13 protein-coding genes and 1 pseudogene are annotated in these 16,679 nt (G+C 38.3%); 1 reads left to right on the top strand and 13 read right to left on the bottom strand.

Translation table 11 applies throughout. From position 1 onward, the window contains the following. Positions 1–14: 14 nt before the first annotated feature. From RE409_RS21760 to RE409_RS21775, 4 genes are all read right to left on the bottom strand, one after another. On the bottom strand, positions 15–1,238 hold the full coding sequence (locus RE409_RS21760; RefSeq protein WP_309558044.1) for a Ger(x)C family spore germination protein: 1,224 nt from the start codon (positions 1,236–1,238) through the stop codon (positions 15–17). Then, the gene (locus tag RE409_RS21765; RefSeq protein ID WP_309558045.1) at positions 1,228–2,859 is read right to left on the bottom strand and encodes a spore germination protein; all 1,632 of its coding nucleotides are present in this window, start codon (positions 2,857–2,859) and stop codon (positions 1,228–1,230) included. Before RE409_RS21765 ends, RE409_RS21760 begins: the two co-directional genes overlap by 11 nt. Before the next feature lie 211 nt (positions 2,860–3,070). Continuing rightward, entirely contained in the window at positions 3,071–3,688 is a 618-nt protein-coding gene (locus RE409_RS21770) for a DedA family protein (protein WP_201186363.1), read from the bottom strand. A 94-nt stretch (positions 3,689–3,782) separates the two neighbouring features. Next, positions 3,783–4,436: a phosphatase PAP2 family protein gene (locus RE409_RS21775; RefSeq protein WP_309558046.1), complete on the bottom strand. Its 654-nt coding sequence runs from the start codon at positions 4,434–4,436 to the stop codon at positions 3,783–3,785. Positions 4,437–5,694: 1,258 nt separating this feature from the next. Here RE409_RS21775 and RE409_RS21780 point away from each other — a divergent pair. After that, positions 5,695–6,498: a class I SAM-dependent methyltransferase gene (locus RE409_RS21780; RefSeq protein ID WP_201223296.1), complete on the top strand. Its 804-nt coding sequence runs from the start codon at positions 5,695–5,697 to the stop codon at positions 6,496–6,498. Between the two features lie 19 nt (positions 6,499–6,517). On the opposite strand, the gene RE409_RS21785 is transcribed toward RE409_RS21780, so the two are convergent. From RE409_RS21785 to pruA, 9 genes and pseudogenes are all read right to left on the bottom strand, one after another. Further along, entirely contained in the window at positions 6,518–7,756 is a 1,239-nt protein-coding gene (locus tag RE409_RS21785; RefSeq protein ID WP_309559302.1) for a cytochrome P450, read from the bottom strand. A 480-nt stretch (positions 7,757–8,236) separates the two neighbouring features. Then, a complete protein-coding gene (locus tag RE409_RS21790) occupies positions 8,237–8,416 on the bottom strand; it encodes a DUF4083 family protein (protein ID WP_309558047.1) in 180 nt (59 codons plus the stop codon). A gap of 84 nt (positions 8,417–8,500) precedes the next feature. After that, a pseudogene (locus RE409_RS21795) lies at positions 8,501–9,409 on the bottom strand (LysR substrate-binding domain-containing protein). A gap of 36 nt (positions 9,410–9,445) precedes the next feature. Next, positions 9,446–10,693, bottom strand: a complete 1,248-nt coding sequence (locus RE409_RS21800) for a CynX/NimT family MFS transporter (protein ID WP_201223295.1) — start codon at positions 10,691–10,693, stop codon at positions 9,446–9,448. Between the two features lie 299 nt (positions 10,694–10,992). After that, on the bottom strand, positions 10,993–11,670 hold the full coding sequence (locus RE409_RS21805; protein WP_201186369.1) for a DUF975 family protein: 678 nt from the start codon (positions 11,668–11,670) through the stop codon (positions 10,993–10,995). Between the two features lie 662 nt (positions 11,671–12,332). Further along, positions 12,333–12,587 (bottom strand): biotin/lipoyl attachment domain-containing protein, encoded by a 255-nt coding sequence (locus tag RE409_RS21810; RefSeq protein WP_056521602.1) that lies wholly within the window; start codon positions 12,585–12,587, stop codon positions 12,333–12,335. Positions 12,588–12,623: 36 nt separating this feature from the next. Then, the gene (locus RE409_RS21815) at positions 12,624–13,889 is read right to left on the bottom strand and encodes a Glu/Leu/Phe/Val family dehydrogenase (protein WP_207196172.1); all 1,266 of its coding nucleotides are present in this window, start codon (positions 13,887–13,889) and stop codon (positions 12,624–12,626) included. Between the two features lie 22 nt (positions 13,890–13,911). Then, positions 13,912–15,105 (bottom strand): ornithine--oxo-acid transaminase, encoded by a 1,194-nt coding sequence (locus RE409_RS21820; RefSeq protein WP_083450848.1) that lies wholly within the window; start codon positions 15,103–15,105, stop codon positions 13,912–13,914. 19 nt (positions 15,106–15,124) lie between these two features. Beyond that, positions 15,125–16,672 carry an L-glutamate gamma-semialdehyde dehydrogenase gene (pruA, locus tag RE409_RS21825; RefSeq protein ID WP_201186371.1) on the bottom strand — a complete coding sequence of 516 codons (1,548 nt, stop codon included), beginning with the start codon at positions 16,670–16,672 and terminating at the stop codon, positions 15,125–15,127. Between the last annotated feature and the right edge of the window lie 7 nt (positions 16,673–16,679).

Below are 16,679 nucleotides of genomic sequence, written 5' to 3' on the forward strand. Positions count from 1 at the left end.
CCACTTCCTTTCCATTATTGATCGCTCTTTTTTAAATTTGAAAGATACGGCTTATTACGTAATCCTGTACGGCGAATGAAAGTCTCTACCTGCACATCTACTTCCAGCTTAGCAAAAGAAACATCGTCCCAGTCCTTTTCGATTTTTTTCCATTCTTTCGGATGGGATTCGTGCATGATTTCACCAAAGCCAAAAATATCGGATTTATTTTTTTGGGCACGAACGATCGCATCTTCCATCTCCTTCTTTAAGTCTTTTGCTAACTTCTTTTCAATGTCTATCAGAACGTGCGGACTGTTTAGATTCACAGGCACATTTGCCTCGCGGATATCTCCTTCAACAAGGACCTTTATCAACATTTTAGGTTTGCCATTTTTCATTTTTGCCGCGACGTTGGTTTTTTGGCGTTTCACTTGATAGGTGATTGCGTCTTTTTTATCATTCCAATCAATGTTTAAATTGGTATGTGCAATCCTATCTAACACCCACATCGAGCCTATTGCCTTATTACCATCCAGCCAGTCAATCAATTTACCATCTTTAAAAACACCTATTCCAGCGGTAGTTGGGTTAGCCTCAATATCAGAGGTCTGAGTATTCTCCATTTTATCCTCTTTATCTGTGTTACCCTTCACGGTAAAACCACTAATTAGCGGTTCTTTTCCGGTACTCACAAGGTTTTTAATCACTTCTTGAAGATTGACACTGATACTTCTCCCCTGCTGTTTTTCCGAAGATTCAATCGTCCTAATGACTTTTTCAGCTGATACTTTATCGATTGCCGTTAATGTTTCGACTATATCCCTGGCTTTTACACCTCGGGCTATCACGATCCTCGAAGTTGCCCTAAATTCAGGGGAGCGCTCAAAGGCATCGAAAATAGCGTAAATGCCCTCTTCTTTTGCTATTTCCTCACCTATGACGATCAGGTTTGCATGAGCGAAATACATATCTCTTGAAATTTTAGTTGAAGCAATACTATCTAGTCCAAGCACATTATTTCCAGTGGCCCTATAAACGGATATAGCGGGATTTGTCCCGCCGCCGCCCTGAAGAGCCCCCGCAACATTGCCTGGGTTAATGATTTGAAACGTTCCCACTAACTTTCCTTCTTTATCTTTATCGATTCCCATTGCCGAGACGATGGCTATCTCGTTTAACTCTTTTTTATCCCAGCAGCCAGAGGTGAACGTGGTACCGATCATCATCAATAACAGAACTAGCCATTTACGATTCATTGCCTTCACCTTTTTTCTTGTCAGAAGTTTTCATTCCCCGCGATGCAGGAGGAAGGGGTCTTTGATTATCGCCTTCTCGTATCAGATTATTATTGGAGCTTAATAACTTTGGTCTTTCTTTGAACGCCCACATAGGTCTTCTGAAGAATGTGTCACCTAATCCTTCCGGGTTCAGAGGGGCGAGCGGTGACATATAAGGAACACCGAATGAACGGAGGCTGCATAAATGGACGATGAGGACGATAAAGGCTAAAATCATACCATAAAAACCTAATACCCCAGCACAAATGATAAATAAGAACCGCACTAAACGGGCAGAAATGGCTATTGCATAAGATGGGGTAGCAAAACTGGCAATCGCCGTGATCGAAACGATGATGACCATTGCCGGCGATACGATGCCAGCCTGGACTGCCGCCTGCCCAATCACCAATGCTCCAACAATGGACATGGTCGAACCAACCGCCTTTGGCATCCGAAGGCTTGCTTCCCTTAAAATTTCAAAAGTCATTTCCATGAGAAGCGCTTCAATGACGGCCGGCAAAGGAACCGTTTCCCTTTGGGCCGCAACGATGACCAGCAACTTCGTTGGGATCATTTCCTGATGAAAAGTCGTGGCTGCGACATAGACAGCTGGCCCGATTATAGAGATTATAAAAACGATGATCCGTAAAAAGCGTGTGGCTGAAGCAATATCGAAGCGATTATAGTAGTCTTCGACAGATTGGAAAAACTGTACGAATAAGGCCGGGGCCACCAAGACAAAAGGCGTTCCGTTAACAAATATCGCCACTCTTCCTTCAAGAAGATTACCCGCAACCATATCAGGTCTTTCTGTATTATTAAGGGTGGGGAACGGCGTCATGACCTGGTCTTCTATCAATTGCTCAATATATCCTGATTCAAGAATGCTATCGATGTTGATTCGGTTTAAGCGCTTCTTGACCTCTTCGACGATCCCTTCCTTGGCAATCCCATTTATATACATAATGGAAACATCCGTCTTTGTCACAGTGCCTATTTTCATAGACTCTATCCATAAATCCGGACTGTTAATAATGCGGCGTAACATGGCAATGTTTGTTGCATTCGATTCAGTAAATCCTTCTCTTGAACCGCGGACCGTCAAATGTGTGCTTGGTTCCTGAATGGAACGCCGTTCTCCCCCTCTTGTACTGGCAACCAGGGCTTTGTTTACGCCGTCAACAAAAATGATGCTATCCCCTGATAATAATGACAATAATAATTTTTCCCAGTCCGTAACAGTTTCTACACCACCGAGAGAAACCACGTCTTCAGAGATCACGTCCAGCGCTTCTTGTGGAAGTAGTTTTTCTTTTAGATGAGGGTTTTTCATGATTGATTCAATTAAAAAGTCCGTAACGCTTGGATTATCAATCAAACCCTGCACATACAAAATAGTCGTTTTCATCTCAGGATTTTGACTGATTTTCAACGTTCGAATAATAATGTCCGGGCTGTTACCCGTTTTCTTTTTCATATGGTCTAGATTGGCTGAAATAGAGCTATCTATATATTCAAGTGCTTTACTTTTAGATTGGTCTTTATCATCTATCTTTTGCTTCTCACGTTTCTTCATTTTTTTGAAAAAAGAAACCATCGCGCCGAACCTCATTCCTTTTTCGTTTCACTCATTTTGTCCAAAGCACATTCCCTTTATTCTACGTTCAAAGCTCATCCTCTCCACTTTCCCGTTTGAGATGACATAAGAAAAAGGCTGTCATAATGACAGCCTCTGATGTTTATATAAGATTATGTAATAGCAGTTCGGACTTGAACGGCCCTTTTATCATTTTTTATATCTACTATAATCACTTTCTTTTTCCCTTATTTCTTCTAAAAATTAAAACAACGAAAAGAATAAACAGTAATACAAGTATTGCATAAACGATGTTTGAATAGATGTCCATATACCCTACGATGTCTTCCCATGAAGATCCTACAGCGGCTCCAACATTCACCAGAATCACGTTCCAAATCAATGTTCCGGTTGTTGTGTATAGTAAAAAAAGCCAAAAACTCATATGAGACATGCCTGCGGGAATGGAAATTAAGCTTCTAATCAACGGAACGAGTCTACAGAAAAAAACAGTCCACGCTCCATATTTATCAAACCAAGAATTTGCCTTATGGACGTCAGTTACTGTTAACCGAAAAATATGCCCCCATCTACCCACAAACTTCTCTATCCTTTTCACATCAATCAGTAAACCAATCCCGTAAAGTACCACAGCCCCTGCCACTGATCCAAGAGTTGATGCAATCACGACTCCGAATATAGTCAAATTTGTTGATACCGTGGTCATAAAACCTCCAAAGGTTAGAATGACCTCTGACGGAATCGGCGGAAAAATATTTTCCAATGCTATTAATAGAAAGATTCCAATATACCCAAAATTATTCATAAATTCCGTAATCCAGTTTTCCATTTAAAAGCTCCTAACGATTTCAATCATTTGATATAATCAGCAGCTAACTAGTTTAGTCCCTAGCTGCTTTCTTACTGAATTGCCTGTCCTAACTTTAGTTAATCTCTTTATTTTTCTGGCTTTCTTTATACTTTTGGAAAACCCAAATAGAAATGGCAAGCCAACAGCCACTCGCTAAATATCCTCCAATAATATCACTAGGATAATGGACTCCCAAGTATATTCTACTTATTCCTATTGTAAGGATCATCATTACGCTGAACAAAATCAACAGAGTTCTCCCCCACATAGTCGAAATATGCCGCCATAGTAGAAATGTGAGAATACCATATAAAGTGAATGCATTCATCGCATGTCCACTTGGAAAACTGTATCCCCCTATCTCAATGAGTCGATGTAAATCAGGTCGGGCTCGTTGAAAGAAAAGTTTCAATATCAAATTGAGGAGAGTTGAGCCAACCACGACAGCACTAAATAAGACTAGCTCCAAACGATGTTTCAATACCTTATACAAGTAAAATAAAACAAGTAAGGAAAGTATAATTATGGAACTAGATGAACCAATAAACGTAAAGACCTTCATGATGGTTGTTAAAAACGGAGACTCTAAGCCTTGAACGAAGGAAATCACCGCTCTATCAAAATTCAATAATTCATATGCACTTATTGTGAATGCCATTATACTAAATCCAATTAAAAAAATTACACTTAATACAAAGGCAATAGACAACTGAAACTTTAATTTCATAATAACATCCTTTCACTTTTTAAAACCGGTGTTCCATGATTGAAGTAAGATCTCATTATAGAGTTTTAACTTCATCCTATATGATCTAAACCATAACAAGGAATGAAAGGAACTTGCATTTCTTTCTGTTTATCCAGTGTATATACTAATAATTCATTAGTTAACCCATTTATTCTATCTGTTTCATTTATGATTGTATGTATCGAGCTTTATAAAACGTCTTTTTGATTTCCCCCCATCTATTTAATAGAGAAAGATTTCTATGAATAATAAGAAGTGGAATCGGAAGGACATATGAGGCATCTTCAGCGTATCCATTATTAGAATATACAAACTGAATGAAGAAGAAATAAGATTTTGATTAGATTTTGATTAGATTTTCATTAAAATTTGCTAATCTTTCTACAAAAAAATAAACAGGTCGGTTATCTTCCTCAATTAACTCCACAATTTATTCAAATAATAGGTAAAGAACCACTCATGAATGAAAATCCTTGCTCCCGCTAAATAATTTAAAATCATTCTATCTTTTAATACTACTCTATACAGCTTAACCAACTCAACTTAAGGTTACGGTAAATATATCTCCTTATCCAACTTCAACTTGCTGGATTCTACACCAACATGGTCTTAACCTTAATGATGAAAGTAATATCTATATCGAATAACCCTTATGTGTTAAGAATATATTTTGGTAAAGAATTTTTATATATAGGTATTTCAAATTAAAAAGGTTCCTAAATTTCAGGTACGATAAGGCAGCAACGCCTCTTTTTGTCTTGTGAAAATTAGGGACACTTAACTTAAACAAATACCTTTCTCCTAAAAGTTATTGCTCATTTGGAGATTATCTACCTTTCCTTCTATATCGATAACATCAAATTTACTAATTGACTCCCCAAATAAACAAGTAGTAACAGCCATTATTATAAATAAAACCTCAAGTATTTTTTTCAACTTAAACTCCTTCTTAACTTTGGTGCTATCTAAAATACCCCTATTACATTTACATAATTACCCATTATGGTACAATCAAAGATATACATATTCTGTCATCCGTATTTGAAAGGTAATTATTATGGGGGATTTTCTTTCTAGCTTTCTACTTATTACTGGTTGGAAATATTTGTTAATGTGACTTTTTATATGGTTAATAAAGCTTGATAAACACATAATTGCTTGTTTCTTTATAGCTCAATCCTATCATTTTAGATCACCTGAGTCTGAGCAAAAAAAAAAAATAGAAGGTGGAAAATGAATGAAAGTGAATTTCGGAAAAGTAGCTAAAGATTATGCTAAATGGAGAAATGATTTACCTGGTGAATTAATAGAGAGCTTAAAAATCAGAGGAATAAACTTTGCTAATGTTCCGGTTGCAGACTTAGGTTCTGGGACTGGCGTTTTGAGTAGAGCTTTATTTAAGGAGAGAGCTAAGGTGGTTGGCGTTGAACCATCAAAGGAATTGATAGAAGAAGCGCATAATATTGATAGACAAGAAAATAGTAGAATAAAATATGTTAATCGATATTCAGAGGATACAACTTTAGAAAGTGATACTTTTGACTTTGTAACCGTTTTAAGGGCTTGGCACTGGTTTGATCGAGAAGCAGCCTTGAATGAAATAAAGCGGATTATTAAAGAAAATGGCACGTTAATAGTGATGGATTCAGGATTCGTTTCTAAAAGTAACGTAATAAAAGAAACGCTTCAAATCATTAAAGGTCATATGCCGGATGGCAAACTAACCTCTGCAGGATCTAAAGCGAATGTCCAACAATTTATTAACGGCTTTCCGGTTGAGTGGTTTAAAGAATGGCAGGAACATCAATTTGATTTAACAGATACATATAAATTCTATTACGATGTGACATTTAAAAACGAAGAATGGTGTGGAAGAGTGGGGTCATTATCCTGGCTTTCAAGTTTTTCCGAAGATAAGCGGGTACAAATCCTCGATGAAATCCACTCACATTTGGTAAAAGAGTTTGGGAACATTCAGCATACCATTCAACATGTATGCAATGTAGTAATTTTAAAACGAAAAAAACCTTATGCAGGTTAATGGCATAAGGTTTTTCTTTTTAATGTTTACTGAATGCCTTAAGTGGTAAGCTAGTTAGAGTTTGCCCGGTCGCTGAATCGGTCAGATTCTCTTCCAACTGAAACGAATCCACTGATTCAATATGTGAGTATTTCTCTAGAAATGTGGTAAGGGCAATTTTTGCTTCCAGTCGTGCTAGCGGAGCACCTAAGCAGAAATGCGGCCCATTTCCAAAGGCTAGATGTTTCTTATTATTAGGACGGTGTATATTAAGAGTGAATGCGTCTTCAAACATCTCCTCATCCATGTTTGCTGCACTCATCCAGGCAACCACGACATCCCCTTTCTTCAAATCTACTCCTAATAAATCGTTATCTTCCTTTACTGTACGATCTAATTTGGTTAAATTGAATCGGTAACGCAGCATTTCCTCAACGGCTTGTGGAACTAAATCCAGGTTATTACGTAACTCTTCATAGACTTTATTGTCATCATATAATAGTGAATAAAATGTATTGGCAAGTAAATGACTGGTTGTCTCGACTCCCGCTCCTAAAATCAACATGGTCGTACGCACAACTTCATCATCTGTAAAGGTTTCACCATCTACTTCGGCCTTCAATAGATCGGATATGATATCATCCGCTGGATGTAACCGTTTCTGTACAACAATTGGATATAAATACTCATAATATTCTCTTGCTGCCACTTGCTTCATTTCATTTACTTTTTCTTGTTTTTCTTTGTCAAAGGGAAGGAATAAGATATCTACCCATTTTTTAAACAGTAAACGATCTTTTGAGGGAACGCCCATTAAGTCTGACATGACAATAATCGGAAGCGGACTTGCCAATGATTGCACAATATCAATTTCCTTGTCTGTCCCCATCTGTTCGACTAATTCATCTGCAATTTCCTGAATGCGAGGTTCCCAGTTTTGGAGACTTCTAGGTGTGAATGCTGCGGCCAACAGTGAACGGCGTTTTCTATGAACAGGTGGATCCGCTTCAGTGATTTTGATTTTCTCAGGTGCTGAACCTTCCTTACTATCCGTTCCAACAGATATAGTGGTTCTTTGGCGTTCACTCGTAAAATATTTATAATCACTAAGAACACGCTTAACATCTTCATATTTAAAAACATTCCATGTATTTGTTCCTTCGTGATAGCTCACAGGGTCATTTTCTAACATCTGTTTACACCAGGCGTATGGACTAAATTCCTCTGCACGGGACTTAAACTGAGTGAATTCTTTAATTGCAATAATTTCTTTCATGATACCGACTCCTCCTACTTCTCAAAGATACCTAACAAAAGGATTGAATGTTTAGCATTCTTCATCTCCGACACTTAGTTATAGGGTCATCATTCATGCACGTAAATTTTTGATGGTTTGTTTGTATTTTCTTTATTTCCCTTAAATATCTAACCCACTCCATTATAAGATAAGAAGCCATCACAAACCATGCATCATCTATACCAACTCCTTAACATGCAGTTTGCCCAACAAATGTCATGCATTCCACCATCTCGCCATGTAAAACTGCTTATTTTTAACAAATCCTATTTCTTTTTATGATTCGTTATGTCTTTCAAAAGATGAAAAAAACCTATCTTCTTTTCAGATTCTGAGACAGGGGTTTTTCATTAGCTATTTTAATAGATGATTCCCTGACTAACCTTCACAACCATCAAAGCGGTAATTAGACTGTACCAAATGACTCTTTTGCATAGAAAAAACGGCCACAGAATGTAGCCGTCAATCGCTGTCCCTTTTAATTAGTTCATATAAATCATCCATTTTCTTTTCCATGATATCCAGTCTAGTTTTGCGTTGCTTGACGGAACGGAAAAGCGATACGATACCTACTATGATCAGGATTAGAAATACAAAGCAAAACAATTGGTATATCATATCCGCCATATTAAAACTACTCACTATGTAATCCCCCTAAATAGCATTCTAAGTTTTCTATTATACACCTTAAAATTAACAATTTAACCTTTAAAGGGGAATTAAGAATTAAAATCCATTTTTTCTTTCCTGATCTTTTTTATGTTCCAAAAACTCCATCGTATATTGAATGAAGCTCTTTACAATATCATTACATGGCCGGCTTTTATGCCAAACCAACCCAACTGTTCTGGAGCAGGGAGGCTCAATGATCTTCAATTTTGCCGTTTGTAAATCATGTAATCTTTCATTTGATAGCAATGATGGAAATAAGGCAACGCCGAGGCCTTTTTCTACGAGCTCATGAGTGATTCCCGTTTCGTCTCCTTCAAAAGCAAAATCAAGATAGAAACCTGCTTCTCTGCAAAAGCGTTCCGTCATATCGCGAAAATCATAACCTAATGGCATTACGATGAAAGGAGCATTCTCCACTTCTTTTAGATAGATGCTCTTTCTATTGGCCAAAGGGTGGGAAAGAGGCACGGCTAGAAGTATTTCTTCTTCTAGGATGGGAACCCACTCAATATGTTCCCCTATCACAGGTACTGTTGAGATACCGACGTCTATTTCCCCTATTTCAATCTGTTTTTTGATTCGTTCGAAGGAAGCCTGATGTTGTCTAAATCGGGCATTGGGATGTTTCTTTAGAAAACCGCCTAATAACTCTGGCAGAATACTCGGAATGGTAACAGCTATGGAGATTAATTTATCCTGCTTATCTGCCAGGTAGGCTAATTCCTTTTCCCCTTCTTTTAATTGTAAAAAGACCTGTTCGACAGTTCGCAAATAGGATTCACCGAGTTTATTTAATTGGATTTGCCTGCCTCTTCAATCAAATAATTCATAACCAAGACTATTTTCCAATTTACCAATCATTTTACTAAGGGCTGGCTGAGTGATGTTCAATGCTTCCGCTGCTTTTGTTAAATGTTGATGTTTTGCAACGATTTGAAAGTATCTCATTTGTAAAAGATCGATCGGGGACGCCCTCTTTCTACGTATTTTAAAAACCCATTATATACTATAAGACTTTTCATCACTTTTTTGGATTTTCTTCAAAACAGGTTTCCTTTGACCAACAAAGGCACCGGATATAATTAATAATACAGTAATGAAAATCAGGATCAGTTTTGGTAATGCCCAACTATGAGTAAGATCATGAATCAAGCCAATCAAGATTGGTCCGATCGCGGCAAGTAAGTATCCAATAGATTGTGCCATTCCTGAAAGAACAGCTGCTTGTTGTGCACTTTCCGTACGTAATCCGAATGTGATCATGGCAAAGCTGATGGCCATACCGTTCCCTAAACCTATCAAAACCATACAAATTGGTATCAGCGAAAGCTGACCGAAACCCATACCCACCATACCGATGGTCATTAATATCCCTGATATGATTCCAAGAATACTCCTGTTTGAGATACGCATCGCGACAATCGGGGTAATGATGGTCGCCGGCAGCGAAGTGAATTGATTAATACTTAGCATCCAGCCGCTTTTAGCCTGATCCATGCCTTGAGCCATCAACATATCAGGAAGCCATGCTGACAAAATATAAAACGGTAATGATTGTAAGCCCATGAAGAGTGTGATGTTCCAAGCTGTCGGCGATTTCCACATTTCAAAAGAAAAAATCGATGTTGTTGATTTTGAAGCGCGATTCATTCTTTCTCCCCGCTTGCCCTTCACTTGGGGCAACCAAAGAATCAATGTGGCAATAGCCAGAATTGCCCAACATAATAAAGACCCTTGCCATCCTAAGCCTGCTTCTTTGGCTAATGGAATACTGATTCCAAAACCGATGGCTGATGAAAGGTTCATGCTCGCTATATAGGCACCAGTCAAGATGCCTGCTTTCTCTGGATGTTTCTGTTTGATGATACCTGGAAGTAGAACATTCCCAACTGCAATGGCAATTCCCATAAAAGCCATTCCGGTCATTAAAGCCGTAACTGATGAAATCGATCGAAGGAATAATCCCACTATGAGTAGCAGTAATGAGTATAGTAAAGTCCATTCCATTCCAATTCGCTTAGCAATCAATGGGGCCGCAGGGGAAACCAAGGTAAAGGCTATCAGCGGAATCGTCGTCACCATCCCTGCGACTGCATTATTGATTCCTGTATCATCACGAATCAGGCTAATTAATGGACCTATTGACGTAATAGGTGCACGAAGATTGGCCGCTATGAACAGAATTCCGATTACCCAAATGATGCTGATCTTTGCTTTATTGTCTTTGATTCCTATGGTTTTTCTCATTTTTCCGTTTCTCTCCTGAGCGCATAGAGCCATTATTTTTCGATTCAATCTCATTATACTCCCGCTCTCGTGAGGAAAATAATAGAAATTCAATCATCATTTCATAACCAAATGGTTATGAATGACCATAAAATAAGATATGCGGCAGGTTATGAGTAAAAGCCAAAGGCCTCCCTTGGATTCGTTCCATCCTTTATCAAAACAAAGCAATAGTCTACAATACTGTCATTCTCCTATTTGACTAATACGAGATACTAACAATAAAAAAACCGATAGCAATTTTGCTATCGGCCAAGCGTTTATGCTTCTATTTGATCGTTGTCAGAATCATCTTGAGGTACAATTAATTCATTATAGAATGCTGCCATTGTTGTTCCCGCATAAGGGGCCAACCATAAAAGTCCAATCCCTAAGGTGAATATACATAGTATTCCCCATCCTATGAAGCTTAAGTGCATTAGAAAATACTTCCATTTCAACCCTTTCATTCGTTTCTTACTTTCTGAAAATGCTTCAAGCACTGTTAATTGAGGGTGATCTTTTAATAAGAAAAATAGTTGGGAATATGACAGACTTTTGATGATTCCTGGAATAATAAATAATAATGACCATAAAAATATGAAAATACCTTGTAAAATTGATGCACCGATAATCTTAAAAGAGGTTTTTCCTTCTTTATAGATAGCGAATACCTCTGGAATATCAGGGTTTCCTTTCCTGACTATATTCAGGTAAAACCAAGTTGTTGCTATAGTCAGCGGGATTAAGGCTATAGATAGTACGGTTCCGAAGATATCCGACCATACCGGTGTTTCTTCTTGCGCGAACCACTGTGTAAACCCACCGCTTCCGATCACTTCAACAATTATAGGTAAAATGACATTGATCAAGAACAAGAGCAACATAAGTGAAACGGCTACTCCCCATTTACCTTTCAAAGAAAGTAGGGCTTCTCTTTTTAATTCTGAGATTCTCATACGTTAATTAACCTCTCCTTTTTTAAATAGAAGAAATCTGAAAATACACTCACTTAGCAAGTATGGGTAAATTCAGAAAAACTACTATTTATTTGATGTTTAAATCTCCTGTTGTTTTCTAACATAATATTTCTAACTATAGGCTTAAATTCCTATAAACTTCTCTCAGAAAAATATCCCTACGATAATAACCCGACTTTTCTAGAAAAAAGAGAGAGAGAATCTGTTTCGAATAATCCTTTATCACCTCCCAAATTGCACTCAAAAAGTATAGTACAAATCTTTTTAAAATTTCCTGCCTTGTCTTTTATGTTTATGAAAGGGAATATAACAATATTCCATCTATTACTTCAGGCACAATGAAAGCCTCGAACTTCAGCAAGCCATATGGTGTTTAATAGAACAATTGCTCACATAATGTGAACTCCGCGGATAAACGTGCTATAAACTAAGTCGGATTCCTTTCAAATGAAAAACACCTTCGTTGAATGTACAATGAAGAAAAGTACATGCAGCAAAGGTGTTTTTATTTATAATGCAAGGAATCCTCAGTGCTTTAGGAATTCTCTATATTTAACTATGATATCTGTTTGAACAACAACAAAAAAGAGCATCCCAAAAGTCGAATTGCCTACACCTTTGGAACACTCTCTTTTCTATAATTAATCAGAGCCTGTTATAACAAAATCGTCTTGGAGCAAAGCTAAAGGAAGCTTTCTATTAATAGGATCCCCTGCCGTGACATTAATTTCAGTAATGTGACCACTGGCACCTATTGAAACATCAATCAATTTCCCATCTTCTGTTTTCACTAAAAAGAGCCTTTCCCATTCATAAACATAGGAATTCTTTTGAACATAAACTTGTTCGATGGTCCCATTCTGAGCACACTCAATTGTGTAAATCGGTTTTAACAAGGAATCACCCCTCCACTATCTATCATAATATTCAGCTTATACCCAACCCCGGAATATCGAGGCTTCTGCCATTTTTCTGACACCCACCATATATGCAGCTAATCTCATATTCACTTTTCTTGTCTCAGCCATATCATATATTTGATTAAATGAGTTGACCAATAACTCTTTTAATTTTTTTTGAACTTCTTCATCTTCCCAGTAGTAACCCTGATTATTTTGAACCCATTCAAAGTAAGAAACAGTTACACCGCCTGAACTTGCTAATACATCAGGTACAAGAAGCACATTGCGTTCTGTTAAGATTTTAGTGGCCTCCAAAGTGGTTGGACCATTCGCTGCCTCTACGACAATTTGCGCTTTTATAAGATGTGCATTTTCATTCGTGATTTGATTAGAAATAGCAGCTGGCACTAAAATATCACAATCTTGTTCTAGAAGCTCTTGATTGGTAATTTTATTTTCGAATAATGTTGTTACCGTTCCAAAGCTATCCCTTTTATCAAGTAAGTAATCGATATCGAGGCCATCTGGGTTATATATGGCACCATATGCGTCAGAAATACCAATCACTTTCGCACCTGCATCATGCATGAATTTTGCTAAAAAGCTTCCCGCATTCCCAAATCCTTGGACAATAATGCGTGCACCTTTCAGTTCTATGCCCTTACGCTTTGCTGCTTCCTCGATACAAATCGTGACACCTTGTGCAGTTGCCTTTTCCCTACCGTGTGAACCGCCCAGCACTAGTGGTTTACCTGTAATGAATCCAGGAGAATCGTGTTCTCTTATTCTACTGTATTCATCCATCATCCATGCCATGATTTGAGAATTTGTATAAACATCCGGGGCCGGAATATCTTTAGTCGGCCCCACTATTTGGCTAATCGCTCGAACATACCCGCGGCTAAGCCTTTCTAATTCACCCATAGACATTTGGCGCGGGTCACAGATAATGCCACCTTTTCCTCCGCCGTATGGCAGATTCACAATCCCGCATTTTAAACTCATCCACATCGAAAGTGCCTTTACTTCTTCCTCATCAACTTCAGGATGAAAACGGATTCCACCTTTTGTAGGACCAACAGCATCGTTGTGCTGGGCACGGTATCCAGTGAATATCTTTGTTGAATTGTCATCCATCTTAATTGGAATTCGGACGGTCAGCATACGAAGAGGCTCCTTTAAAAGCTCAAACACTTCTTCCGAATAACCAAGCTTACCCAGCGCCTCCTTGATTACGACCTGTGTGGATTCAAGCAAGCTGGCAGTTTCTTTTTCTTCTTTGATCGTTGTACTCAATGGAATTCACCTCATAGGGATATTAGGATAAAACTCTTTTAATACGTTCAATTGCCCAATCTAGCTCTTCTTTAGTGATCACTAGCGGCGGAGCAAAGCGGATAACTGTATCATGTGTTTCTTTACACAGTAATTTTTCTTCTTTTAGTTTTTCACAATAAGGTCTTGCCGCTTCAGTTAATTCCAATCCAATAAATAAGCCTCTTCCACGAATATCTTTAATCATAGGATTATTGATTTCTTTTAAACTATCCATGAAATATTTCCCTAGCTCTAATGAACGTTCTGCCAGTTTTTCATCTTCAAGAACTTCTAATGAAGCGATAGAAACTGCACATGCTAATGGATTACCACCGAATGTAGAACCATGTGAACCAGGATTAAATACGCCAAGAATTTCACGGTTTGCTGCGACACATGAGATTGGAAATACTCCGCCACCAAGTGCTTTTCCTAAAATATACATATCAGGAATCACTTCATCCCAATCGGAGGCAAACATTTTTCCTGAACGGCCAAGTCCTGATTGAATTTCATCCGAAACGAATAGTACATTATTTTCTTTACATAGTTCGTAAGCTTCTTTTAAGAATCCTTGTGGAGGAATGATAATTCCCGCTTCACCTTGGATCGGTTCAATTAAAAATCCAGCTGTTTGAGGAGTAATCGCTTCTTTCAATGCTGCAAGATCTCCATAAGGAATAAGCTTGACTCCTGGTAGCATTGGTCCAAAGCCTCTTCTGTATTCTTCATCTGAAGACAATGATACGGCTGCCATTGTACGGCCATGGAAATTGCCTATACAAGCAATAATCTCCGCTTGATTTTCAGCGATTCCTTTCACGTCGTAGCCCCAGCGTCTAACAGCCTTGATAGCTGTTTCAACTGCTTCAGCACCAGTATTCATAGGCAGCGCCATATCTTTTTGTGTAAGACGAGCAACCTTTTCATACCAAGGGCCTAATTTATCACTATGAAATGCACGAGAAGTTAACGTTACACGATCTGCTTGTTTTTTTAGTTCATCGATAATTTTTGGATGTCTGTGGCCTTGATTCACTGCAGAATAGGCACTTAGCATATCCATATATTTGTTTCCTTCAGGATCTTCCACCCAAACTCCTTCTGCCTTTGAAATGACAATTGGAAGTGGATTGTAATTGTTTGCACCATATTGCTCTGTTTGTTCAATTAATTTTTCTGTTACTGTTGTCATGTTGATTCCCCCCTATGATTTATAACGTTTCTGCTGTTGTTTTTCCTTGTAGATGAAGAACTAAATAATCTGGTCCACCTGCTTTTGAATCTGTACCTGACATATTGAATCCGCCAAATGGTTGGTATCCAACGATAGCTCCTGTACAGCCACGATTGAAATACAAGTTCCCAACATGGAAATCCTCACGTGCTTGCTCGATATGTTCACTGTTAGTTGTGATAACTGCACCTGTTAACCCATAATCTGTGTTATTAGCAATCTCAATCGCATGATTGAAATCTTTTGCTTTACAGAACGCTACTACTGGTCCAAAAATTTCTTCCTTCATGACACGAGCATTTTCATCCACATCTGCAATAATTGTTGGTTGGATAAAGAAACCTTTTGAATTGTCTCCTTCTCCTCCTGCAACTAACTTCCCTTCTGTTTTACCGATCTCTACGTAGCTCATGACTTTGTCGTAAGCAGCTTGATCGATAACTGGACCCATAAAGTTATTTACATCTGTTGGTTCTCCAACTGTTTTTTCTTTTGTTAATTCAATAACACGATTTAATACTTGATCATACACATCTTCCACAATGACTGTACGTGAACATGCAGAACATTTTTGACCTGAGAATCCGAATGCAGAAGCAACGATGGATTGTGCTGCAAGTTCCAAATCCGCCTCTTTATCAACAACGATCGTATCTTTACCGCCCATTTCAGCGATGACACGTTTCAACCAAATTTGACCTTCGTGAACTTTTGACGCACGCTCATAAATACGAATTCCAACATCACGAGATCCAGTAAAGCTGATGAACCGCGTACGAGGATGATCCACTAAATAATCGCCTACTTCAGCACCGCTTCCTGGAATGAAGTTCACAACTCCTGCAGGTAAGCCGGCTTCTTCCAATACTTCGATAAATTTAGCCGCAATGACCGGTGTTGTACTTGCTGGTTTCAATAAAACGGTATTTCCTGAAACAAGAGCTGCTGTCGTCATGCCTGCCATAATCGCAAAAGGGAAATTCCAAGGTGAGATAATGACACCTACACCAAGTGGCACATAACTAAATGTATTTAGTTCAATTGGGCGGCTTTCCACTGGCATACCGTCTTTAAGCTTCAACATTTGACGTGCGTAGTATTCCATAAAGTCGATTGCTTCCGCTGTATCAGCATCCGCTTCATTCCAGGGCTTCCCTGCCTCTTTAACCAATAGAGCTGAGAAGTAGTGTTTTCTTCTCCGAACAATGGCTGCTGCTCTGAATAAAATATTTGCACGCATTTCTGCTTTTGTTTTTCTCCAAGTTTGGAATGTCTTATCTGCCGCTTGCATTGCTTGCTCTGCAAGGTCTTTGTTTGCTTTTGATACAATCCCGATTACTTCTTTTTTGTCTGCTGGGTTTACAGAGGTAATGACTTCATCTGTAAAGATTTTTTCACCGTTAATAACTAATGGATATTTATTTCCTAATTCTTTAGCTACATCATTCAAAGCTACCTGAAATGCTTTATTGTTTGCCTCATTATTAAAATCAGTAAATGGTTCGTGTTTGTATGGTTGGACCATTATGTCT

It is taken from the genome of Peribacillus sp. R9-11 (assembly GCF_031345095.1).
Lineage (GTDB): Bacteria > Bacillota > Bacilli > Bacillales > DSM-1321 > Peribacillus > Peribacillus butanolivorans.

Bases quoted from the DNA above. Each gene is read 5' to 3' on its own strand.
- RE409_RS21760 (WP_309558044.1), bottom strand. From the start codon at position 1,238: ATGAATCGTAAATGGCTAGTTCTGTTATTGATGATGATCGGTACCACG.
- RE409_RS21765 (WP_309558045.1), bottom strand. From the start codon at position 2,859: ATGGTTTCTTTTTTCAAAAAAATGAAGAAACGTGAGAAGCAAAAGATA.
- RE409_RS21770 (WP_201186363.1), bottom strand. From the start codon at position 3,688: ATGGAAAACTGGATTACGGAATTTATGAATAATTTTGGGTATATTGGA.
- RE409_RS21775 (WP_309558046.1), bottom strand. From the start codon at position 4,436: ATGAAATTAAAGTTTCAGTTGTCTATTGCCTTTGTATTAAGTGTAATT.
- RE409_RS21780 (WP_201223296.1), top strand. From the start codon at position 5,695: ATGAAAGTGAATTTCGGAAAAGTAGCTAAAGATTATGCTAAATGGAGA.
- RE409_RS21800 (WP_201223295.1), bottom strand. From the start codon at position 10,693: ATGAGAAAAACCATAGGAATCAAAGACAATAAAGCAAAGATCAGCATC.
- RE409_RS21805 (WP_201186369.1), bottom strand. From the start codon at position 11,670: ATGAGAATCTCAGAATTAAAAAGAGAAGCCCTACTTTCTTTGAAAGGT.
- RE409_RS21820 (WP_083450848.1), bottom strand. From the start codon at position 15,105: ATGACAACAGTAACAGAAAAATTAATTGAACAAACAGAGCAATATGGT.
- pruA (WP_201186371.1), bottom strand. From the start codon at position 16,672: ATGGTCCAACCATACAAACACGAACCATTTACTGATTTTAATAATGAG.